This window comes from Thermogemmatispora aurantia, from assembly GCF_008974285.1.
GTDB lineage: Bacteria > Chloroflexota > Ktedonobacteria > Ktedonobacterales > Ktedonobacteraceae > Thermogemmatispora > Thermogemmatispora aurantia.
Genome location: NZ_BKZV01000002.1, coordinates 235,872 through 256,146, shown reverse-complemented (window position 1 = coordinate 256,146; position 20,275 = coordinate 235,872). Strand labels below are relative to the sequence as shown.

Genomic DNA, 20,275 nt, shown 5'->3' with positions numbered 1-20,275 from the left:
TGTCAGGGATAGTCACAATGGAGTACACCCTACTCAGTGTTGAACGCAGCTTTCAGAATCGGGTCGCGACGGTGACGCTGCGGCGCCCCGAAGTCCACAATGCTTTTAATGCACAGTTGATCGAGGAACTACGGACGGCCTTCACCGCTTTGGGTGACGATGAGCGGCTACACGCTGTCGTCCTGACCGGCGCGGGTGCCTCTTTTAGCGCTGGAGCTGATATCAAGATGATGCAGCAGGCGGTGAATGTGAGTCGCGAGGAGAATGTGGCCGAGGCTTTGCGGTTAGCTGACCTCTTTGAGGCGATCAATACGTTCCCCTGTCCGGTGGTGGCCCGCGTCAATGGGACGGCGATGGGCGGCGGTTTAGGGCTGATTGCGGCCTGCGATCTGGTGATTGCGGTCGAGACGGCGCGCTTTGCTTTTAGCGAGGTGCGTCTAGGCATCGCTCCGGCGGTAATTGCCCCCTACGTGGTGCGCAAGATCGGCGAGGGTCAGGCGCGGGCGCTCTTTGTGACGGGGGAACAGTTTACAGCGGAGCGAGCACGCGAGCTGGGGCTGGTGCATGTAGTAGTGGCTGCTCAGGAACTGGATACGGCAGTGGAGCAGGCGCTGCACAACCTGCTGCGCGGTGGGCCACGGGCCTTACGGGCCTGCAAAGCGTTGGCTCTGCAGATCGGTGCGCTGAGCCGCGAGGCGGCGCGTGACTATACTGCCAGCCTGATTGCCGACTTGCGGGCCAGTCCCGAAGGGCAGGAGGGCTTGCGGGCCTTCCTGGAGAAGCGCAAAGCCAGCTGGGTGGTCAGCTAAGATGTTCAAGAAGATTTTGATCGCCAATCGAGGAGAGATTGCGCGCCGCATCATGGCTACCTGCCGGGAAATGGGCATTCGTACCGTCGCCGTCTACTCAGAGGCTGATTGTCAGGCTCCACATGTCTACGAGGCTGATGAAGCCTATCCGATCGGTCCTGCGCCTGCCAGCGAGAGCTACCTGCGCATTGAGGCCATCATTGCGGCGGCTCGCCAGGCCGGTGCGGAAGCAATCCATCCCGGCTATGGCTTTCTCTCAGAGAACCCGGCCTTTGCCGAAGCCTGCCAGGAGGCCGGCCTGGTCTTCATCGGTCCCCCTGCCTCGGCTATGCGCCTCATGGGGTCGAAAATTGCCGCGCGCCAGGTGGCGCAGCAAGTAGGTGTACCGACTGTCCCGGGGTATGATGGCCCTCAACAGGACCCGCAGCGTTTGCTGCAGGAAGCGGAGCGCATCGGGGTGCCGCTCTTGATCAAGGCGGCGGCTGGAGGTGGGGGCAAGGGGATGCGCGTGGTGCGCTCGCTGGAAGACTTCCCGGCTCAGCTGGAGGGGGCGCAGCGCGAGGCCCTGGCGGCCTTTGGCGATGGCACGGTCTTTCTAGAGCGCTTGCTAGAGCGGCCTCGTCACATTGAGTTCCAGATACTGGCCGACGCCTACGGTCAGGTTGTCCATCTGGGTGAGCGCGAATGTTCGATCCAGCGCCGCCATCAGAAAATTGTCGAGGAAAGCCCGTCGCCAGCCCTGACACCGGCCCTGCGCGCCCGCATGGGTGAGGCTGCCGTACGTATTGCCCGCGCTGCAGGCTATGTCAATGCTGGCACGCTTGAGTTTTTGCTTGACCGCGATCAGCACTTTTATTTTCTGGAAATGAACACGCGCTTGCAGGTTGAGCACCCGATCACTGAGCTAGTGATGGGCCTCGATCTGGTGCGCCAGCAGATTCTCATCGCCGCTGGCGAGCCGTTGCGTCTGCGTCAAGAGGAGCTGGTAGCGCGTGGCCATGCCCTTGAAATGCGCCTCTATGCTGAAGATCCCGAGCAGCAGTTTCTCCCCTCCACCGGCAGAGTATGCCGTTTTTTCGCCCCGCTGCGGCCTGGTGTGCGCATTGATAGCGGCGTGGAAAGCGGCTCTGAAGTCAGTCAGTTCTACGATCCGATGCTGGCCAAGCTGATCACCTATGGTGAAGATCGCGCCGCCAGCGTCGCGCGCATGCGAACCTTACTGGAAGAGCTGGCGGTCTTCGGCGTCAAGACGAACAGCGCCTTGCTGCACGCCATTACTGAGAACGCGGCCTTTCGTGAGGGCCTGACCTTCACCAGCTTTTTGGAAGAGCAGGGGCTGCTTGATCTGGGGGCCTTACGGGAGCAGGAGGCGCTGCCCTCGGTGTTAGGAGCGGCGGCCCTGGCCGACGTGCTAAATGAGAGGCGAGGTGAGCGCAATCCCTGGCGGCGGCTTGGCCCCTGGCGTTTGGGGGGGCATGGGCAGCTGCTGCGCTACCTCTATGAGGGAGAAGAGCATCAGGTTTGTCTCGAGCGCCTGCCCGGCAGCGGTGGAAGCTGGAGGATCGAGATTGACGGGGGCGAGCCAGAGGAAGTGCTGCCGCAGCTGGCGCCGGATGGGGCGCTCTGCCTGCAGCGTGGGGCGCGGCGTGAGCGTGTCCAGTTTTTCCGCCTGTCTGGTGAGACGCAGGTCATGCTGCGGGGAAGGCTCTATCGCCTGCTACGGCCTCAGCCGCCGGCTATTGAGAGCAGCCTGCGCGGACGCGGCCAGCGCGGAGGTCAGAGCCTGACGGCTCCAATGGCGGGGACCATTGTCAAAGTGCAGGTCAGCGAGGGCGAGCCTGTCAGGCAGCGCCAGGTGCTGGTCATTCTGAGCGCTATGAAGATGGAGCACGTCATCGCTGCTCCCTACGATGGCGTCGTACGGCGCATCTATTATCGTGAGGGCGATGTTGTCCAGGGTGGGGCTGTCGTTGTCGAGGTCGAGATGGGCCAGGGAGAGGCGAGCCTGGCGACGACCTCGGAAGAATGAGGCGAAGAGAAGGAAGGAAAGGAAGGCCTCGGGGCAGCGAATGGCGCGATGTGGGTCGAGCGGGGTGGGTCGGGAGAGAATGCCAGGGAGCGCAGCCAGAGCTGTATCGATTGGCGAAGAAAGGACGTGATAGTTACAATGAAGGTCGGCTTCATTGGGATCGGGACAATGGGGCGTCCGATGACGCTCAATCTGCTCAAGGCCGGGCATGAAGTCGCGGTATATGCTCGTCATCCTGAGAAACCCGGTGTTCAGGAAGTGCTCGGGGCGGGGGCCAGGCTAGCCCCTTCGCCGCGCGAGCTGGCCGCTGGAGTCGAGGTCGTCATCACGATGGTCCCCACCTCGCAGGATGTTGAGCAACTGGTCACTGGTCCCGATGGCATTCTGGAAGGGGCGCGGCAGGGGCTGATCATCATCGATATGAGCACCATCGCACCGGCAACGAGCCGACGCCTGGCACAGCTCGCCAGTGAGCGTGGAGTCTATTTTCTGGATGCGCCGGTGAGCGGCGGCTCGCAGGGAGCGATCGCGGGCACGCTGGCCATTATGGTCGGCGGAGAGCGCGACATCTTCGAACGGGTCCGTCCCTTGCTAGAAGCGATGGGCAAAGCCGAGCGCATCTTCTATGTGGGTCCCTCGGGAGCAGGAGAGGTTGTCAAGCTGGTCAACAATATGCTGGCCGGAGTGATTGCTGCGGCCACCGCTGAGGCCCTCGTGCTAGGAGTCAAGGCTGGCGCCGATGTGGAACTGATGGCGAGCATTATCAGTGTCAGCACTGGAGCCAACTGGCAGCTAGCCAATCAATTCCCCATGCGCGCCTTTACTGGTAGCTTCCAGCCCGGTTTCATGACCGATCTCTTGCAGAAGGATCTCAACCTTGCGCTTGAACTGGGGGCGCAGTATCAGACGCCTCTGCCATTGACGGGGCTGACGCGCCAGCTCTATGAGATGGCCCGTGCTCAGGGCTATGGCCGCGAAGACTATACCGCTTTGCTCAAGGTCTTAGAGCGCCTGGCCGGCGTTGCGGTGCGCAGCCGCGCAGTTCTCAACCAGGAGCAAGCCAAATAAAAAAGTAATGGGTGCCAAGCCGTCCAGGTCGAGCGCGGATTACCCTCACCCGGCACGACGGACGGCCAGCAGGTCAGACTTATAGTCGACCTGGAAAGAAGTCGTAGGCGCATCGCTTGAAAGATAATTTATTGCCGCAGCCTGTTCCATCGCGATCTGCTCTCAGTTCTGGGGGGAGCCGGGCGCAGGCACGATGGCCGGGCAAGATCGAAAAGGAGGAATCACGATGGAACAGCTTTCTCACGAACAGGCCAGCGAGAGGATCGTAGCGCTGGAGCGCCGGCTTAAGAAAGAGCAGCAATCTAAGGCACGCCGCAGCGGCGATGCCTGCCTGTCTCCTTCCTTCTCCCTTGTTACCAGCCTGGGTGCCGCTGACATTTCTGTCCCCACGGGGCCAAAGATCCCGCGGCCCCTGCCACCGCGTTCTTCGAAGCGCTAGAGAGCGCCGCTTTTGGGAAGAAAGGGTCTGGATGATGGTTGGTTGGGTAAGGAGGTTAGTTAGAGGCTATAGGGGATGATCAGGCCGCGTGCGAGCGTCATAGCGAGGGAGAGTAAGATAATCAGCCCGAAGTAGGCCACAGCTATGACAATGCGGAAGCGCAGGGGGACATCGTAGTAGTGGCGCGGGCGAAAGGCATCTTCGGTACGCTGTGTCCAGAGGGCGGCGGCGCCGATGGCCAGCAAGAAGAACAGCCAGGGAGAGAAGTCGCCATTGATCCAGAGCCAGATCTGGTAAGCCAGCAAGAGCAACAGACCGACCAGGCAGAGGCGGCGATCGATTGCTCCTATAATGCGCCCGCCATCGAGCATCGGGGCAGGGATCAAATTCAACAGGTTGATAAAGAAGCCAAAGTAGGCGAGAGGTGCCCAGACGCCCGCCGGGTGGAACCAGGCCAGCAGCAGACAAACGGCGGAGCCTAGCGCTCCGGCCACTGGTCCGGCAATACCGATCTCTGCATCGTCGCGGGCATTCTGGGGATGGCGTTTCATCAGCACTGCGGCCCCCAGCAGAGGAATGAAGATCATGCCTCCGAGGGGGATACCTTTGGCCTTAATGACAATGGCGTGCCCCAGCTCGTGCACGAAGAGCAGCACCACAATCCCCAGACCGAAGGCCCAGCCGAAGATCATCGCGTAGAAAGCCAGTGAGATCAGCGCTGAGATGCCGGCCCAGCCAAATTTCAGCAGCCAGCCGAGCCATTGGAACTTCAGGAGCAGAGCCAGCAATGCTGCGAGGCTGCCGCCCAGGCCAGCCAGTCCTTTCTTCCCTTTGATCCCCGTAGTAGATGGACCTTTTGCCGCCGTCCCTGCTAGAGTGCTCTCAACCTGACCTTGTGCCTCGTCGGAGGTATAGTGCACCACATCCGCCGGGCTACGATAAGGCTGCAGCTCGGCCTGACCTGCTGTTGCTGCAGGGGCCGGGCTAGGGTGCCAGCCAGGCGAGAGGCGGTAAAAGTCGGGATGGGTATAGTCAAAGGTCCCTTCGAGCGAGGCAGTCGGCTCATTGGGATCACCCTGGGCTGCGTAGCTGTAGGCCTGGCCTGGATCTCGCTCCATGCTGCTGGCCTCTCTCCTCCTTTTCTTGCTGTACTAATGTAATACTATTCTAGCACACGTCAGCCAAAAAAGCTTGTTTGCCTGAGGGGAGATCGATTTTCGAGATCATGGAGAGAGCCTGTGGCGGGTCAGATCGAACGCGTGAGGGAGCTGGTGATGGGGCAATGGAGAGAGGACCCTGCCTTGCTTCCCAGCCCGGACCTCAGTCAGTGAGGCAGGAGGTTGACGATCAGCAAGATCAGGGTCAGAACGGAGACGAACAGGACGGTTGCCCAACCGAAGATATTGAACAGCAGCGAATTCCTGTGCTTACCCATCAAGCGGCGATTATTGACCAGGAGAATAATAAAGACCAGGATAATCGGCAGCATAGCCGTATTAATATCCTGGAGTACGATCAGCACCTGGAAGATGGGCAAGCCGGGGATCAAGGTTACCAGGACACCAAGCGCGATCAGCGCCGTAAAAAGACCCTGGAAGACTGGTGCCTCGCGGAAGCTGCGCGAGAGGCTGCGCTCAAACCCGAAAGCTTCACAGATAGCGTAAGCCGTCGAGAGGGGCAAGACTGCCGCCGCCAGCAGCGAAGCGCCAAAGAGGCCGATGCCGAAGAGGAGCGAGGCATAGGGGCCGGCCAGGTTGCGCAGGGCGAAAGCCGCATCCAGAGCCGTGCTCACCGGGTGATGGGAGACGAAGAGCGTCGCCCCCGTGGCCACAACGATGAAGAAAGAAATGATCGTCGAGAAGAGCGTCCCGCTATAGACGTCGATCTGCTCATAGATATACTCTCCAGCATGGATGCCCTTGTCAGCAACAGCGGACTGCACATAGAAGAGCATATAGGGGCTGATGGTTGTCCCCACCAGGGCCGCTGCCATCAGCAGATAGCCACTATCCCAGCTCCAGTTGGGGAGGACGCTCTGATGGGCAATTGCTCCCCAGTCAGGATGCGCGACGAAAGCGGCGGGAATGTAGGAGAGGAAGCCGAGGGACATGGCAATAAAGACCTTCTCGACACGCCGGTAGGACCCTTTGATCACCAGCCACCAGAGTAACAGGCCGCAGACAGGGACAGTCACATAGAGCCAGGGGGTATGCACATCCTGCGCCAGCACCTGCACGCTGGCGCCGATGCCCAGGAACTCTGAAATTGTGATGCCGGTGTTGGCGATCAGGAGCGCCAGCATAGCGAGCGCCGTCCAACGTACTCCGAACTCCTCGCGGATCAGATCGGCCAGCCCCTTGCCAGTGACCGCTCCCATGCGGGCGCACATTTCCTGAATCACGGCCACAAAAAAGCTGCTGATGAAGAGGGCCCACAGCAGGCTATAGCCATAGTTGGCCCCAGCAGACGAGTAGGTTGCGATACCCCCAGCGTCATTGCCCGCGTTGGCCGCAATCAACCCTGGGCCGAGGACCGCCAGCAGCCGGATCAGAGGCGATGAGCGGCTCAGACGAAAAGGAAAACGGGACCGCGCCGGTTTCCTGCGGGTGGCGCGGTCCTTTCTCTGCAGCTCCGTTGTCTTCTGGCCAGATCTCTCCATAGCGCACCAGCATCAATTCAGCTAGCAAGGTGCCATCCGTCTTGGCCTCAAGCCGGAGGGAGTCGTCGATGTGTCGTGTCACCTGCGATCGCTTGCGCCCTCTACAGGCTGGCGCGGGCCTACTATTTGAGTGCGCTTGCAGGGCGTGGTAATGATAGCACTCAGGCTGGTCTTCTGGCAAGGGGCAGCCAGCAAAAGCAGGCTGCCGACTGGGGATGACGAAGGTGGCCAGCCTCCCAGCCAGGCGCTGCTATTGCGCCTTCTTAATGCCCAGCAGGTGAAGGCGGAGCAGATTCAGGGCGGCGAGGGCCGAGCGGTACTTCTGGTCCTCGCGGCTGCCGCGCCAGCCGCTGCCGCTGGAAGTCACCAGACCTGCAGGTCCAGCGATGGCCAGGGCCAGGGTGCCAGCAGGTTTCTGCTCGAACGGCTCAGGACCTGCTACGCCGGTAATCCCGATGCCGTAGTCGGCTCCCAGACGCTGCCGGGCGAGCTGGGCCATGACACGCGCCGTCTCCTCGCTGACCAGGCCGGCCTCTTCGACTAGCTCGGTGGGGAGACCCATCTCCAGAGCGACAGCGCGGCTGTAGGCTACCAGACCGCCGCGGAAGTAGCGCGAGCTGCCAGGTACATCGGTAATCAGGCTGGAGAGCAGTCCCCCTGTAAAGCTCTCCATGACCGCCAGGGTCTGACCGCGTTGGGCCAGCATGGTACCGACCACGCTCGGGAGCGTCTCCTTGTCGACCCCAAAAATGTAGTCGCCCAGCACCTCGCGAATGCGTGCCTCAGTTTCGCTAACCAAACGCTCGGCCTCCTCACGACTGGACGCCTTGGCGGTTACGCGCACATCCACAGCATCGCTCTTGGCATAGGTGGCTACCGTCGGATTGCTGGCATGAATGAAGGCTTCCAGCCGCTGCTCAACCGTCGACTCCCCCAGACCGGTTACTCGGAGGATGCGCGTGAAGATCAGGCCTCCTGTATAAGGGCTGAGACGCGGAATTACTTCGGCCTCCCACATGCGATACATCTCGCGTGGCACCCCTGGCATGGCAACGATGATGCGGCCCTCTTTCTCAACCCACCAGCCGGGCGCCGTACCCAGGGGATTCGGCAGGGGGCGCGCCGAGGGAATGAGGGTGGCCTGCTTGACGTTGCGCTCGGGCATCTGGACGCCGCGGGCGGCAAACCAGGCGCGCAACTCGGCCTCTAAGGTGGGGTCAACCTGCATGCGCTCGCCCAAAAGCGTGCTAATAGCCTCGCGCGTCAGATCGTCCTCCGTTGGCCCCAGGCCGCCAGTCATGATAATCAATTCAGAGCGTTCCCAGGCGCGGCGCAGCGTCTCGACGATGCGCTCTAAATTATCCCCGACCTGGGAGACGAAATAGAGGTCAATCCCTAAACCGCTCAAGTTCTGCGCCAGGTAGGTGGCATTGGTATCGGTGATCTGGCCGAGCAGCAGCTCGGTCCCGCAAGAAATGATCTCTGCCCGCATAACGCTGTCAAATCCTCCAGAGCAAGCGATACATGGTCCAGCCCGGCCAGCCAGCCAGCGAGCCGCAGTCAGCCTGGAAGCTTTCCCATCTGGCCAGACTCCCCCTTTCTCTCTCCGTAGCCTTTCTTTCCACTCGCTCTGCGCTCGCTGGCTCACCTGACCACTCCCCCTTATCATACCACGTCTCAATATCTCTCAATATGTTGTGCCTGGAGATGAGAAAATCTCAATATCTTGTGGACAAAGGCTTGTAATCGGGGAGGTTTCCTAGTATACTGTCCCGAGGAAGGTCGACCGGGGAAATCATAGCCGATAACTTGCCTGCAGGACAAGTTCTCTAGAAGTGAGTCCTATTTCCTACCTGCCCTTTCTTTGTCGTTCGTCCGGCACCGGGAGACGCGGCACATCAAGCGCATGGTGTAGTGGTGTGAGTGGTGTGTGGTAGGCGGGCGGCGACTGACGAGCTGTAATTTAAGAGAGGAGTAAGGCAGCATGTTAGAGCAGCAGGAGTCTAAGACTCCCAAAGCGCCTGGCGATACACCGAAGCGGACACAGCTAGAAGGCATTCGTCTCAAAGTCTTTCTGGATCGCTATTCGCTCAAGGATGCCAACGGTCAGCCTCTGGAGCACTATCCCGAAGAGCTGTGGGCGCGTGTGGCGCGGGGAATCGCGGCGGTGGAGAAGACAGAGGAGCTGCGTGCCTACTGGGAGAAGCGCTTCTATGAGGCGATGACTGACTTCAAATTTGTACCGGGTGGGCGTATTCTGGCCGGGGCTGGCTCTGGCCATCAGGTGACCTTTTACAACTGCTACGTCATTCCCAGTCCAGAGGACAGCCGCCAGGGTATCCTTGACAACCTCAAGATCATGACCGAGATCATGGCCCGTGGCGGTGGTGTAGGCATCAACCTCTCGACCCTGCGGCCCCGTGGCTCTTACATCAAGACCGTCAACGGCACGGCCTCTGGCCCTTGCTCCTGGGCGCAGCTCTACTCGGTAGCGACGGGCGATGTCATCCAGCAAGGAGGCTCGCGACGCGGCGCCCTCATGCTCATGCTGGACGACACCCATCCCGACGTCGAGGAGTTCATCACTGTCAAGCGCACCGAAGGCAAGATTGAGCATGCCAACCTCTCGGTCTGCATCTCTGATCGCTTCATGCAGGCTGTCAAGAACGATGAGCCGTGGAACCTCATCTGGCAGGGTGAAGTCAAGAAAACGGTGCGTGCGCGTGACCTCTGGGACCTGATTTGCAAGTCAGCCTGGGAGTCCGCCGAGCCAGGTGTCGTCTTCATGGACCGCTGCAACAAAGAGGCCAATACCTGGTACTACGAAAAAATCAACTGTGTTAACCCCTGCGTCACCGGTGAGACACTCATCTACACCAGCGCGGGCCTCATTCCGGCGCGCGAGCTGGCCCAGAGTGGGCTGCCCGTAGAGATTGTCTCAGAAGATGTGGGCCTGCCAGTGGAGGCGCTTGTCGGTAGCGCTCCCCGTGCCAGTAGGAGCAAGCAGGGAGCAGCAGGACGCAGCAGTCGGCTGTGCCTGGCCAGCCCTGTCTTTCCCACGGGGATCAAGCCCGTCTACCGGCTGCGCACGCGCGAAGGTTACAGCCTGCGCCTCACCGCTGATCACCGGGTCCTTACCACGAACGGCTGGAAAGCTGCTGCTGACCTCCGTCCGGGCGAGCAGCTCCATCTGCTGCGACAGGGTGGTGCCTTTGGGAGAGAAGGCAACGCCGAAGTGGGTCAGGCCCTGGCCTGGTTGAGCGTCAGTGCAAACGGTCTACCAGCTCCCGCCCCAGCGCTTGCCGGGGACGCCCTGGCTCGGGCCCAGGAGTTCAGCGCCGTCGAAGAGTCAACACTGGGCCAGCGCCTGCCCGCCGCCATCCTGCGCGGCAATCGCGCCATGCAGCAGGGTTTCCTGGCCATGCTCTTCTCGCTGGCTGGAAACCTCACCTGTGACCGCCAGGACGGCTACGCCCTGCGCCTCAGCGGGTGCCCGCGCACGCTGCTCGAAGATGTCCAGCGTCTCCTCCTGAACTTTGCCATTCTCTCCGAGATTCAGCCCCAGCGGCTGAGCCAGCCAGGAGGGGAGGCGGGCGACGAACTTCTCATCAGCGGCAGCCAGCTGCGACGCTTCAGCGACCAGATTGGCCTCCTGCCTGCTAGCCGCCAGCGCCTCTTGAGCGCTGCAGTTTCCCAGAGCATAGTCTCCGGGTCCGAGGAAGCAGCCGACTATCTGGCGACCTTCGAGAGCCTGGAACCAGACGGTGAAGAGCTGGTCTATGATCTCGTTGAGCCGCAGAGGCATCTCTTCATCGCCAATGGTCTCGTTGTGCATAACTGTGGAGAGCAGCCCTTACCGCCCTGGGGCGTCTGCAACCTGGGGGCGCTCAATCTGGCCGCCTTTGTCAAAGACGGCGAAATGGACTATCAGCAGCTCGCCGAGACTGCTCGCGTTGCCATGCGCTTCCTGGACAACGTCATCGATGCCAACGAGTACTTTATCGAAGAGAACCGTCAGGCGCAGATGGCTACGCGGCGCACCGGCCTGGGCACGATGGGCCTGGCCGACGCCCTCATCAAAATGAAGATCCCCTACGGCAGCGACCGCTCCATCCCGGTCATTGAGCGCATCTATCGCACCATTCGTGATGCGGCCTACGATGCCTCAGCGGACATCGCTGCCGAAAAAGGGCCATTCCCGCGCTTTGACCGCGAGAAATACATGCAGGGGCGCTTTATCCAGCGTCTGCCCAAAGCCATCCAAGAGAAGATTCGCAAACAAGGCATCCGTAATGCCGTCCTGCTGACCCAGGCGCCGACGGGCACCACCAGCCTCTTTGCCGGCGTCAGCTCCGGCATTGAACCGGTCTACGACTTCGCTATGGTGCGCCGCGATCGCACTGGCGAGCATGTGCTTTACCATCCGCTCTTCAAAGCCTGGCGTGACGAACATCCGGGCGAACCGACCCCTGATTACTTCGTTGCCGCCAACGACCTCACGCCAGAGCAGCACGTGCGTGTCCAGGCCACCATTCAGAAGTATACCGATGCCAGCATCAGCAAGACCGTCAACGCTCCCAACAGCCACACGGTCGAAGACGTCAAAAAGCTCTACACGCTGGCCTATGAACTTGGCTGTAAAGGCATTACCTATATGCGCGACGGATCACGAGTTGGAGTACTCTCCCATATCGAAGACAAGAAAGCGGAACAACAACAGCAGACACAGGTGGCCCAAGCCGCCCAGGATCAGCAGCTGCCCCAGAGCGAGAGCAGATTTGAGCAAGGGGCGAGCCACGGACCGATGATCAAGCCCCCGCCTGAGGTCTTGCATGGCTACACCCGCAAGATTCGCGCCCCCGAGGGCAAAGTCAACGTCACCATCAACAGCGATGAGCACGGCCCGCTGGAGGTCTTCGTCAATGTTGGCAAAGCCGGCAGCGACATTCTGGCTCTGGCCGAGGCCCTGGGGCGACTCATCTCGCTCATCCTGCGCATTCCCAGCCCGCTTTCGCAGGTTGAGCGTATGCGCGAAGTGGCTGAACAACTGCGGGGCATTGCCGGCAGCCGCTCCGTTGGTTTCGGTCCGCAGCAGATTCGCTCACTGCCGGACGCCGTGGCCCGAGCGCTGGAGCTGCATCTAGAGATGCTCGAAAGCGGCTCGAAGACCCCGGCCTCGCTCCATCATCAGCCGGAGAGCGAGAGTCACAGCAACAGCGCTGGCGCAGCCTTGCATATCGGTTACCTCAACGTCACCGGTAACCTTTGCCCGCAATGCGGCTGCAACACGATGGTTTACGAAGAAGGCTGTCGCAAGTGTTATAGCTGCGGCCACAGCGAATGCTAAGCTGAGGCCTGGGGATTACCCTTCCTCGGCCTACCCTACCAGGCTAAAAGCTGGCCGGCGGAGCAGCGAAAAGAAGGTAGCAGAGCCAAAAAGAGGGACGGAGGAAGCTTCCTACGCGGACTTCCTCCGTCCCTTTGTTTATCTCATCTCAGGCGGTGCTTGCGGTCCGCAGCCAGCGGAATATCGGCGCGGAGCAAGCTCGCCAGGCCATGTCTGCCTTCCGAACGTGCTTCCCACACGATGCATGGCGAGCGCAGAGGGAGCACTCGGGCAAAGCAGCACCCAAGTGCAGAGCGGGCCTGGTGACAACCCTGACGAGGTCATACCTGGCCCGTCACTCTCCTCTTCTCCCTGATTGGGCTGGACGAGCCTATCCGTAACCGACCTCCACCTTTATCTATCCCTGCCTGCTTGCCCGCCCGGAGCTAGACATGCAGGAAGTAGAAGAGAGGAGCCAGCACCAGTGTGATTGTGCTGAGCAGCTTAATGAGTACGTGCAGCGATGGGCCGGCGGTATCCTTGAAGGGGTCGCCGACTGTATCGCCGATCACGCTCGCCTTATGAGGTTCACTCTTCTTACCCAGAACGATCCCCTCGGGATCGTCGGGCGGGACGATCTCCCCTTTCACATTCACACGCAGATAGCCAGCCTCAATATATTTCTTGGCGTTATCCCAGGCGCCACCGCCGTTGTTCAAGAAGAGTGCCACCACGATACCGCCCATTGTTGCCACCATCAACAGGCCGGCAGCCGCCTGGGGGCCAAGGATCACGCCCACAGCGATCGGCGTCAAGACCGCGACCGTGCCGGGCAGCACCATCGCGCGCAGAGCGCCCGACGTACTGATGTCCACGCAGCGTGCGTAATCAGGATCGACCCGCTCATCGGGGTTTTCCGCCATAATGCGGGGATTCTCGCGGAACTGACGGCGCACCTCCTCGATCATCCGCCCGGCGGCCTTCCCCACGGCCCGGATCGCCAGCGAGCTAAAGAAGAAGATCAAAGCGAGGCCAAGCAGACCCGCAATGAACGTGCTCAGATTGGCCAGATCGACGCGATAGACCGCCGGATCGTGGCGGAAGCTATAGAGCACATCCAGATAGGCGCTGAAGAGCAGGAAAGCGGCCAGGGCAGCGGAGCCGAGGCCATAGCCCTTGGTCAGGGCCTTTGTCGTATTGCCGACGCTATCGAGCGCGTCTGTAATGGCGCGCACCGACTCCGCCTGGCCACTCATCTCGCTGATGCCGCCGGCGTTGTCCGTAATCGGACCGAAGGTATCCATTGTCAGGATATAAGCGCAGCTCATCAGCATACCGACAGTGGCCACAGCCGTACCGAAGATCCCGCTGACATTGATGGACCCCAGGGAAGCCAGCGGGATATGGACCTGGCTGCCGAAGAAGTAGGCCAGGCCCAAAGCGGCACTGATGGCCAGGACGGGTGCGACAATACACTCGAAGCCCACCGTAATGCCGCTAATAATCGTGGTGGCCGGGCCGGTCAGGGTCGCCGCAGCGATCTCACGCACCGGGCGCCAGGTCCCGGAGGTGTAATACTGCGTGATAAAGACGAAGGCGATGCTCAGAGCAATACCGACCGTACCAGCCAGAGCGAACCAGAGCCAGGCGGGCAAGCCATAGTTTGCCGAGACCGAACTCTGTCCGAGCAGCAAATAGCAGCCCAGGAACATCCCGATGAGCGAGAGAGCACAGGTAATATAGTAGCCGATATTCAGGCGCTGCATAGCAATCTGGCCGGGATCGCGGCCAGCCGCCTTCTCGGGTTCAATCACAGCCGAAGCTCGGACCGAGAGCACACCGATAGCTGAGGCGATCAGCCCGAAGGCGCCCAGCACCAGCGGGAAGAGCATCCAGCCGATGTTGCCGGTGGCCTGATAGAGGGTGGCCCCCAGGATCATGGTACCGATATTTTCAGCCGCCGTCGACTCAAAGAGGTCGGCACCACGCCCAGCGCAGTCGCCCACATTGTCACCCACTAGATCCGCCACCACTGCCGGATTGCGTGGATCATCCTCGGGAATGTTCGCCTCAACCTTGCCGACCAGATCCGCCCCCATATCGGCGGCCTTGGTATAGATACCGCCGCCGAGCTGGGCGAAGAGAGCCACGAAGCTGGCGCCGAAGCCAAAGCCAACGATCAACGACGGCGTCGTGGCCGGGCTGGAGAGGCCGCCAAAGATGGTGAAGAGCAGAGAGACACCCAGTATCGAAAGCGCCACCACCAGGAAGCCAGAAACGGCTCCCCCGCGCAGTGCCACGACCAGGGCTTCGCCCAGGCTGCGGCGCGCTGCGCTGGCGGTGCGACTATTGGACTTCACGGCAACGTACATGCCTGTATAGCCCGAGATACCAGAGCAAAGCGCTCCCACCAGGAAAGCGAGAGCGGTGTGCCAGGCCAGATTGAACCGTGCAGCCAGCGTACCCTGGCCAAGGAGCGCCAGGGCGGCTGCTACCAGCACAGCCGCACCGACCGCCAGCAATGCGATGGTGCGATACTGCCGATTGAGAAAGGCGGTTGCGCCGGAGAAGATGGCATTCGCGATCTTCTGCATTGAAGGCGTACCTGTATCTCTCCGCAGCACGTCATTGATCAAAAAGGCCGCAAACAGCACGGCGAGGAGTCCCACACCGATGGGGACCAAGATGTAATAGACCATTCAACCTCCTTGGAAGGCAGATAGTGTCAATACGAACACCCAGCTCAAAGTGAGGCCAGAACAATCTGGCGATGGCCGTGACAGCAGGAAGTAGCAAGGCCCTGGTGCGGGCGGACTGACGATGCTAGCAGTAGAACATTATTCTTATTTATCATATTATCCTGTCTTTCGTCAAGTTTGAAAAATAGCTAAAGCTGCCTCTAGGCCGGCTCTGAAAGACCCGTACCGGGCCGGCAGAACGCCGCTGGTTTCCCCTTCCCTATCCCTCTGCTGCTAACATCTATAGTCGATAGCTAGCCCTGTAATTAAATAGCAAAAAATGCAGCCATAATCAATGCGTCCCCCTATGTCGAGGACGCCCCGGGCCTGCACAGAGGGTAGCCTCTATCAGCGACTGTTTACAGACCGGGCCTCGACCCTGCGTGGGTTGTGCAAGAATGGGGGAGTGCCTGTCGCCATGTCAGCGAGTGAGGGAAGAAGAGACTGGGAACAGCCCTTACCACCAAACCGAACAACAGAGCGAGCTAGCTACCTGGCTTGGGGGTTGGTAGCCTCCATATGCCCACTATTAGCCTGTCAGTGAAATGATCTAAGACGGAACGAAGCTGGACAGAACGAAACTGGACAGAACGAAACTGGACAGAACGAAACTGGTGGATCGCGGAGAGGGATCGGCGAAGCCGCCTCTTTGCTGTTGTCTGCGGCAACGCCGACGCTGTGCGCCTGCCTGCACCTCACCGATCCCCTACTTTATGACTGATACGAAAACACCCTGTCCCTCCCCGGTGATTGGGTCACGGCTGCCGCGCGGTGTGCGCCAGCGCTGGACCCGACCAGGGTAAAGGTGCTGCTGGCCTCACAGCGGCATATACGGACCACTGATGCGCTCAAAGCGTGGGCGGTAGCGAGTTGGGTGGTAGTCATCCGGATTGACGCGCCGTGGCGGCTTGTCTTTTCCGGGCAGGTCAGTATAGATGATTTTGCCCTCGCGGTAGCCGGCCATTGCCCCGTGAATGCCCTGCTCTACCAGGCTCATTGCCATGTTGGCAAAATAGATCGCCATGTGGCGATCGTAGACATCTGGCTCGCCACTGCGCAGGATATAGGTCAGATCGATCGGCAGGAAGCGCACCCCGGGCAGGCGCTTGCTCAGCTGCTCGGCCAGGAACTCGGCCACGTTAGCCTTCTTGCGATGGCCGTAGGCATCCTCCGGGCCGACCTCTGGCACCGGCATACCCAGATTCGCCCCCTCTGAAAGGACCACGATCGAATAGTGGTTGGGATTATTGCGCCGGTCGCTGGCGACCAACTCGGCCAGCTGATCGATATTGGCTGGCACCTCGGGGATCAGCAGGCGGTCGGCCCAGGTCACGATGGCTGTTTCCAGAGCGGTAAAACCGGCATCGCGTCCGAAGAGGCGGAAGAGCGCCGTCTCGCTATGGGAGCCGAGAGTCGAGCGCAGGCGCCCGATGAACTCGCTGGCGCGGTTGATAGCCGTCTGGAAGCCAATGCAGTAATCAGTGCCAGGAACGTCGTTGTCCATCGTCTTCGGGATGCCCCAAACCGGGACTCCCTTTGCCCCAAGCACAGCCCCGTAGCTCAGCGTGTCATCGCCGCCGATGACGACCAGGCCGTCCAGGCCTAGAAACTCAATATTGGCCAGAACCTCATCGGTCAGATCCAGGTACTCCTGCGCGTTGCGTCCCTCGCCGCGATGCTTGAGATGCTCGGGTAGCTCGCTCACGCGCACACGCGCAGGATTAGTGCGCGTCGAGAGCAAGATCGTCCCACCCTGGCGGTCGATCGTGCGCGTATTCTGCCGATTGAGTGGCAGCAGGTAGTGATCGTCCCAGGTCTGGGGATCGTCGGCGCGAAAGATCTGCTCTTCGCGCGGTCGATTGCGGTTGAGGAATGTGATGCCTCTCCACCCGTAGCGGAGACCGATGACGCTGATCCCCAGCGTCTCCGCCCGGTAGACCAGTGCTTTGATGGCGGCGTTCAGCCCCGGCACATCGCCCCCGCCGGTCAGGACGCCGAGCGTGCGGACGGGGCTTTTGATCTGTCCTGGCATGATTTCCTGTCCCTCCTGAGTTCCTAGGGATGCTAGGGATGTTTGCCTTTGCCAGTATCTCATAAACAGCGGTTCTGGTAAATAGGTGGCTGACCATTGGTGAACGGGAGGGAGGGGTGGGGCTGGTGAGGATCGGGGAGCCTGGCCCCCTCTCTGGCGCCCGCTGGGGGGTACGTGGCGCTCCCTCTTGCTTGCCTTGACAGGTCTGTGCTCCAGATTGTATGGTGATAACGGTCACTTCGTTCACTGGGGCCTCCTGCAACACCACTCTGTTATCCATCGACTAGAGGAGTCTGTGTCACCCTATGACTCAGCAAGAATCTGCTACTCCCATTAAGGTGAACTTCCATTTTGATCCGCTTTGCCCCCTGGCCTGGCGCACCGCGCTCTGGATGCGTGAAGTGCGCCAGGTTCGTCCGGTGGCTGTGACCTGGCGCTTCTTCAGCCTGGAACTGGTCAATCGCAAGGAGGGGGCGCAGCCGAACTATGAAGATCACGGTTGGACTGGCCTGCGCACGCTGGCACTGGTGCGGCGTCGCGAAGGCAATGAGGGGGTGGAACGCTATTACCTGGCGCTGGGCGCTGCCCAGCATGGTCGCCGTGAGAGCATCGCCGATGCGGCTGGCGTGCGCGCCGCCCTGCAGCGGGCCGGCTTGAATGTGGGCCTGGTCGATGAGGCGCTGGCTGACGAGTCAACGATCCACGAAGTACAGGCCGATCATCAGGAAGCGGTTGAGCGCTACCATGCCTTTGGGGTGCCTACCATTGCTCTGGAAGGCTCGCAGGTGGGATTCTATGGCCCAGTCATTATCGAGGTCCCGCGGGGCGCCGAGGCCGGCGAGTACTGGGACCATTTCTACTGGGCCTTGCGCCAGCCGAATCTCTATGAGCTGAAGCGCGAGCGCGTCGGCGTCAAGCTGGAGCCGATCGCGGAGTAGGTTGATCCGCTCTCCGCACGGTGTTGATACTGGTCCAAGGGGAAAAGACCCTGCCTGGTTGCTATTCGCAGGGCCTTTCCTCTCGGACCAGCCCTTCCCCCTCTTCTCCTGTTCTGGCTCTCCCCCTCAGCTATCACCAGGAAAAGGCATAATATGGTACGATTCTGCTAATCAGCTCGCCGTACTAGTAAAAGAGGACGCCAGGTACTACAATGGAACACGAACGATCATGGTGACTGCACGGAGAGCTTGCTCGTGATTTCCCCACAGTTAGCCTTGTTTAAGAAAGGATGGCCTCCAGTTCGCTGGCGCATGAACTGGCGCCTTGCTGGCACCTTGCTGCTGGCCTTGCTGGGTCTCTTCCTGGTGGGAGCCCGCTTAGCAATTTTTCTGGCCTCCTTGCCGACCGCTGTCAACGCTCCTCCCCTGGTGATCCCAACCTTGCGCGAGTGGCATGGGGGAGTGGGGACCTTTACCTTGACCTCCGACGCGCGTATCGTGCTTGATCCTTCGTCGGCGCCCCGCCTGCAGGCAACAGCGAGGGTCTTTCAGCAGGATTTGCAGGCCGTTGCCGCTCTGCGTTTGCCCATCCTTACACAGGAAACTCCCGGCAGTGGTGATCTCTTACTTACATTGAAGAACAATGATTCAGGAATCGGAAGCGAGGGCTATGTGCTGTCGATTGCCGATAGCCTGACGATCAGTGCTCACAGCGAGACGGGGGTCTTCTATGGCACGCGCACGGTGCTTCAGATGCTCATGCAGGACCCCTTGAAGAGTCATCTGGCGCGAGGCATAGCGCGCGACTATCCCCGCTACGCTGTGCGCGGTTTCATGCTGGACGTGGGCCGACGCTACTTTACTCCGGCTCTGCTGGAGGACTACGTGCGGCTCCTTTCCTGGTTTAAGATGAACGAATTCCAGCTGCACCTTAACGACAACGCCCCGGGAGCTGGTGAGCGCACTGACTGGCGACGACAATATGCGGCCTTCCGGCTCCAGAGCGCACGTTTTCCCGGTCTGGCAGCGCGCGATGGAGCCTATAGTCGGGCAGATATGGCCTCCTTGCAGGCGCTGGCCCAGACGCATGCCGTAACCATTCTTCCCGAAATTGATACCCCAGCCCACGATCTGGCCCTGACCCAATATCGCCCCGACCTGGCCAGTCCACACGCTTCTAAGGAATTCCTCAATCTCGCCAATCCTGCCACCATGCCCTTCGTTGAAGATCTCTGGAGAGAGTTCCTCCCCTGGTTCTCCAGCAGTCAGGTGCACATCGGAGCGGATGAGTATGCCCTCAATGACGCCGATCGCTATCGCACTTTCGTCAATCGCCTGGCGGCCTTTCTCAGCGGCAAGGGCAAGACGGTGCGCATCTGGGGCAGCCTCTCGCTGATGAAGAGCCACGTAGCGGTTGCGCGCAATATTGTGCTGGACATCTGGAACAATCGCTGGGCCAATCCGGTGCAGATGGTGCGCGAGGGTTTTCGGATCGTCAACATGAATGATAACCTGCTCTACATCGTGCCGCGCGCCGGCTACTATCACGACTACCTGGACACTAAAACGCTCTACACGCGCTGGCAACCCTTCATCTTTGATCTATCCAATCCGCGTTTGAACCTGGCGCCGAACGATCCGCATCTGTTGGGGGCCATGTTTGCTCTATGGAATGACAAGCTCAACGTTGTCAGCGATGCCCAAATTGACGACCGGATCGAGCCAGCGGTACGTGTGCTGGGCCAGAAGCTTTGGAGTGATGCCTCGCCGCTCTCCTATGGCCAATTCGAGCAGCTGGCGCTCCAGCTCAGCAGCGTCCCGGGGGCCCATCTGCCCGAGCTGCCCCAGCCTTTTGAATTCACTCCGCACCAGCAGGGCGAGGGACGCCGCTCCCTCAGTTGGTCGGAGCCGCTGGCGCTGGTCACGGTCTGGAGACGCCGCCTCTAGGAGCCGCTCGGGGCCTCACATGGCACAGACGGAGGGCCAAAGCGGTGCATCCAGTGGGTCGAGCGTGCCTCTGGTACACTTGCTGCTTGCCACTGGCTCCTGGAATGCAGATAGGGGGGCATCGTGTTTTCCTCTTTAGAGAGGCAAAGAAGCTCTCTACTGATTATGGTCGGTTATTGAAAAGCGGGGCAAGTCTGTCTGCCCTCTAGAGATACCAGACAGTGTTAGGGAACGACGATGGCGCGTAGAGCCTGCCATCGTCGTTCTGTTCTCCTAGGGGAGAAAAGGGA

At 60.5% G+C, this 20,275-nt stretch carries 12 protein-coding genes; 7 read left to right on the top strand and 5 right to left on the bottom strand.

Going from position 1 to position 20,275, the window contains the following annotated elements:
* Positions 1-17 precede the first annotated feature (17 nt).
* From KTAU_RS07810 to KTAU_RS07795, 4 genes are all read left to right on the top strand, one after another.
* Entirely contained in the window at positions 18-809 is a 792-nt protein-coding gene (locus KTAU_RS07810) for an enoyl-CoA hydratase-related protein (protein ID WP_151727855.1), read from the top strand.
* Between the two features lies 1 nt (position 810).
* Positions 811-2,838, top strand: coding sequence for an acetyl-CoA carboxylase biotin carboxylase subunit (locus tag KTAU_RS07805; RefSeq protein WP_151727854.1), 2,028 nt, complete (start codon positions 811-813; stop codon positions 2,836-2,838).
* Positions 2,839-2,964: 126 nt separating this feature from the next.
* Positions 2,965-3,906 carry an NAD(P)-dependent oxidoreductase gene (locus KTAU_RS07800; protein WP_170293145.1) on the top strand — a complete coding sequence of 314 codons (942 nt, stop codon included), beginning with the start codon at positions 2,965-2,967 and terminating at the stop codon, positions 3,904-3,906.
* Between the two features lie 226 nt (positions 3,907-4,132).
* Positions 4,133-4,345: a hypothetical protein gene (locus KTAU_RS07795; RefSeq protein WP_151727852.1), complete on the top strand. Its 213-nt coding sequence runs from the start codon at positions 4,133-4,135 to the stop codon at positions 4,343-4,345.
* 59 nt (positions 4,346-4,404) lie between these two features.
* Here the strand turns inward: KTAU_RS07795 and KTAU_RS07790 are convergent, their stop codons facing one another.
* The 3 genes from KTAU_RS07790 to KTAU_RS07780 all read right to left on the bottom strand — a co-directional run bounded on the left by KTAU_RS07790 (position 4,405) and on the right by KTAU_RS07780 (position 8,496).
* Positions 4,405-5,463 carry a site-2 protease family protein gene (locus KTAU_RS07790; protein ID WP_151727851.1) on the bottom strand — a complete coding sequence of 353 codons (1,059 nt, stop codon included), beginning with the start codon at positions 5,461-5,463 and terminating at the stop codon, positions 4,405-4,407.
* A 206-nt stretch (positions 5,464-5,669) separates the two neighbouring features.
* Positions 5,670-7,004, bottom strand: coding sequence for an Nramp family divalent metal transporter (locus KTAU_RS07785; RefSeq protein WP_151727850.1), 1,335 nt, complete (start codon positions 7,002-7,004; stop codon positions 5,670-5,672).
* Between the two features lie 250 nt (positions 7,005-7,254).
* A complete protein-coding gene (locus tag KTAU_RS07780) occupies positions 7,255-8,496 on the bottom strand; it encodes a competence/damage-inducible protein A (RefSeq protein ID WP_170293144.1) in 1,242 nt (413 codons plus the stop codon).
* A gap of 492 nt (positions 8,497-8,988) precedes the next feature.
* Between KTAU_RS07780 and KTAU_RS07775 the strand changes: the two genes are divergently transcribed.
* A complete protein-coding gene (locus KTAU_RS07775; RefSeq protein ID WP_151727848.1) occupies positions 8,989-12,351 on the top strand; it encodes a ribonucleotide reductase barrel domain-containing protein in 3,363 nt (1,120 codons plus the stop codon).
* Between the two features lie 425 nt (positions 12,352-12,776).
* On the opposite strand, the gene KTAU_RS07770 is transcribed toward KTAU_RS07775, so the two are convergent.
* Entirely contained in the window at positions 12,777-15,029 is a 2,253-nt protein-coding gene (locus KTAU_RS07770) for a sodium-translocating pyrophosphatase (RefSeq protein ID WP_151727847.1), read from the bottom strand.
* Positions 15,030-15,885: 856 nt separating this feature from the next.
* Positions 15,886-17,100: a 6-phosphofructokinase gene (locus KTAU_RS07765; RefSeq protein WP_151727846.1), complete on the bottom strand. Its 1,215-nt coding sequence runs from the start codon at positions 17,098-17,100 to the stop codon at positions 15,886-15,888.
* Between the two features lie 305 nt (positions 17,101-17,405).
* Here KTAU_RS07765 and KTAU_RS07760 point away from each other — a divergent pair, with 305 nt between their 5' ends.
* Together KTAU_RS07760 and KTAU_RS07755 are read left to right on the top strand one after the other, a co-directional pair.
* A complete protein-coding gene (locus KTAU_RS07760; protein WP_151727845.1) occupies positions 17,406-18,038 on the top strand; it encodes a mycothiol-dependent nitroreductase Rv2466c family protein in 633 nt (210 codons plus the stop codon).
* A 255-nt stretch (positions 18,039-18,293) separates the two neighbouring features.
* On the top strand, positions 18,294-19,985 hold the full coding sequence (locus tag KTAU_RS07755; protein WP_151727844.1) for a beta-N-acetylhexosaminidase: 1,692 nt from the start codon (positions 18,294-18,296) through the stop codon (positions 19,983-19,985).
* Positions 19,986-20,275: the final 290 nt, after the last annotated feature.

Bases quoted from the DNA above. Each gene is read 5' to 3' on its own strand.
- KTAU_RS07765 (WP_151727846.1), bottom strand. From the start codon at position 17,100: ATGCCAGGACAGATCAAAAGCCCCGTCCGCACGCTCGGCGTCCTGACC.
- KTAU_RS07795 (WP_151727852.1), top strand. From the start codon at position 4,133: ATGGAACAGCTTTCTCACGAACAGGCCAGCGAGAGGATCGTAGCGCTG.
- KTAU_RS07785 (WP_151727850.1), bottom strand. From the start codon at position 7,004: ATGGAGAGATCTGGCCAGAAGACAACGGAGCTGCAGAGAAAGGACCGC.
- KTAU_RS07810 (WP_151727855.1), top strand. From the start codon at position 18: ATGGAGTACACCCTACTCAGTGTTGAACGCAGCTTTCAGAATCGGGTC.
- KTAU_RS07790 (WP_151727851.1), bottom strand. From the start codon at position 5,463: ATGGAGCGAGATCCAGGCCAGGCCTACAGCTACGCAGCCCAGGGTGAT.
- KTAU_RS07805 (WP_151727854.1), top strand. From the start codon at position 811: ATGTTCAAGAAGATTTTGATCGCCAATCGAGGAGAGATTGCGCGCCGC.
- KTAU_RS07780 (WP_170293144.1), bottom strand. From the start codon at position 8,496: ATGCGGGCAGAGATCATTTCTTGCGGGACCGAGCTGCTGCTCGGCCAG.
- KTAU_RS07760 (WP_151727845.1), top strand. From the start codon at position 17,406: ATGACTCAGCAAGAATCTGCTACTCCCATTAAGGTGAACTTCCATTTT.
- KTAU_RS07770 (WP_151727847.1), bottom strand. From the start codon at position 15,029: ATGGTCTATTACATCTTGGTCCCCATCGGTGTGGGACTCCTCGCCGTG.
- KTAU_RS07775 (WP_151727848.1), top strand. From the start codon at position 8,989: ATGTTAGAGCAGCAGGAGTCTAAGACTCCCAAAGCGCCTGGCGATACA.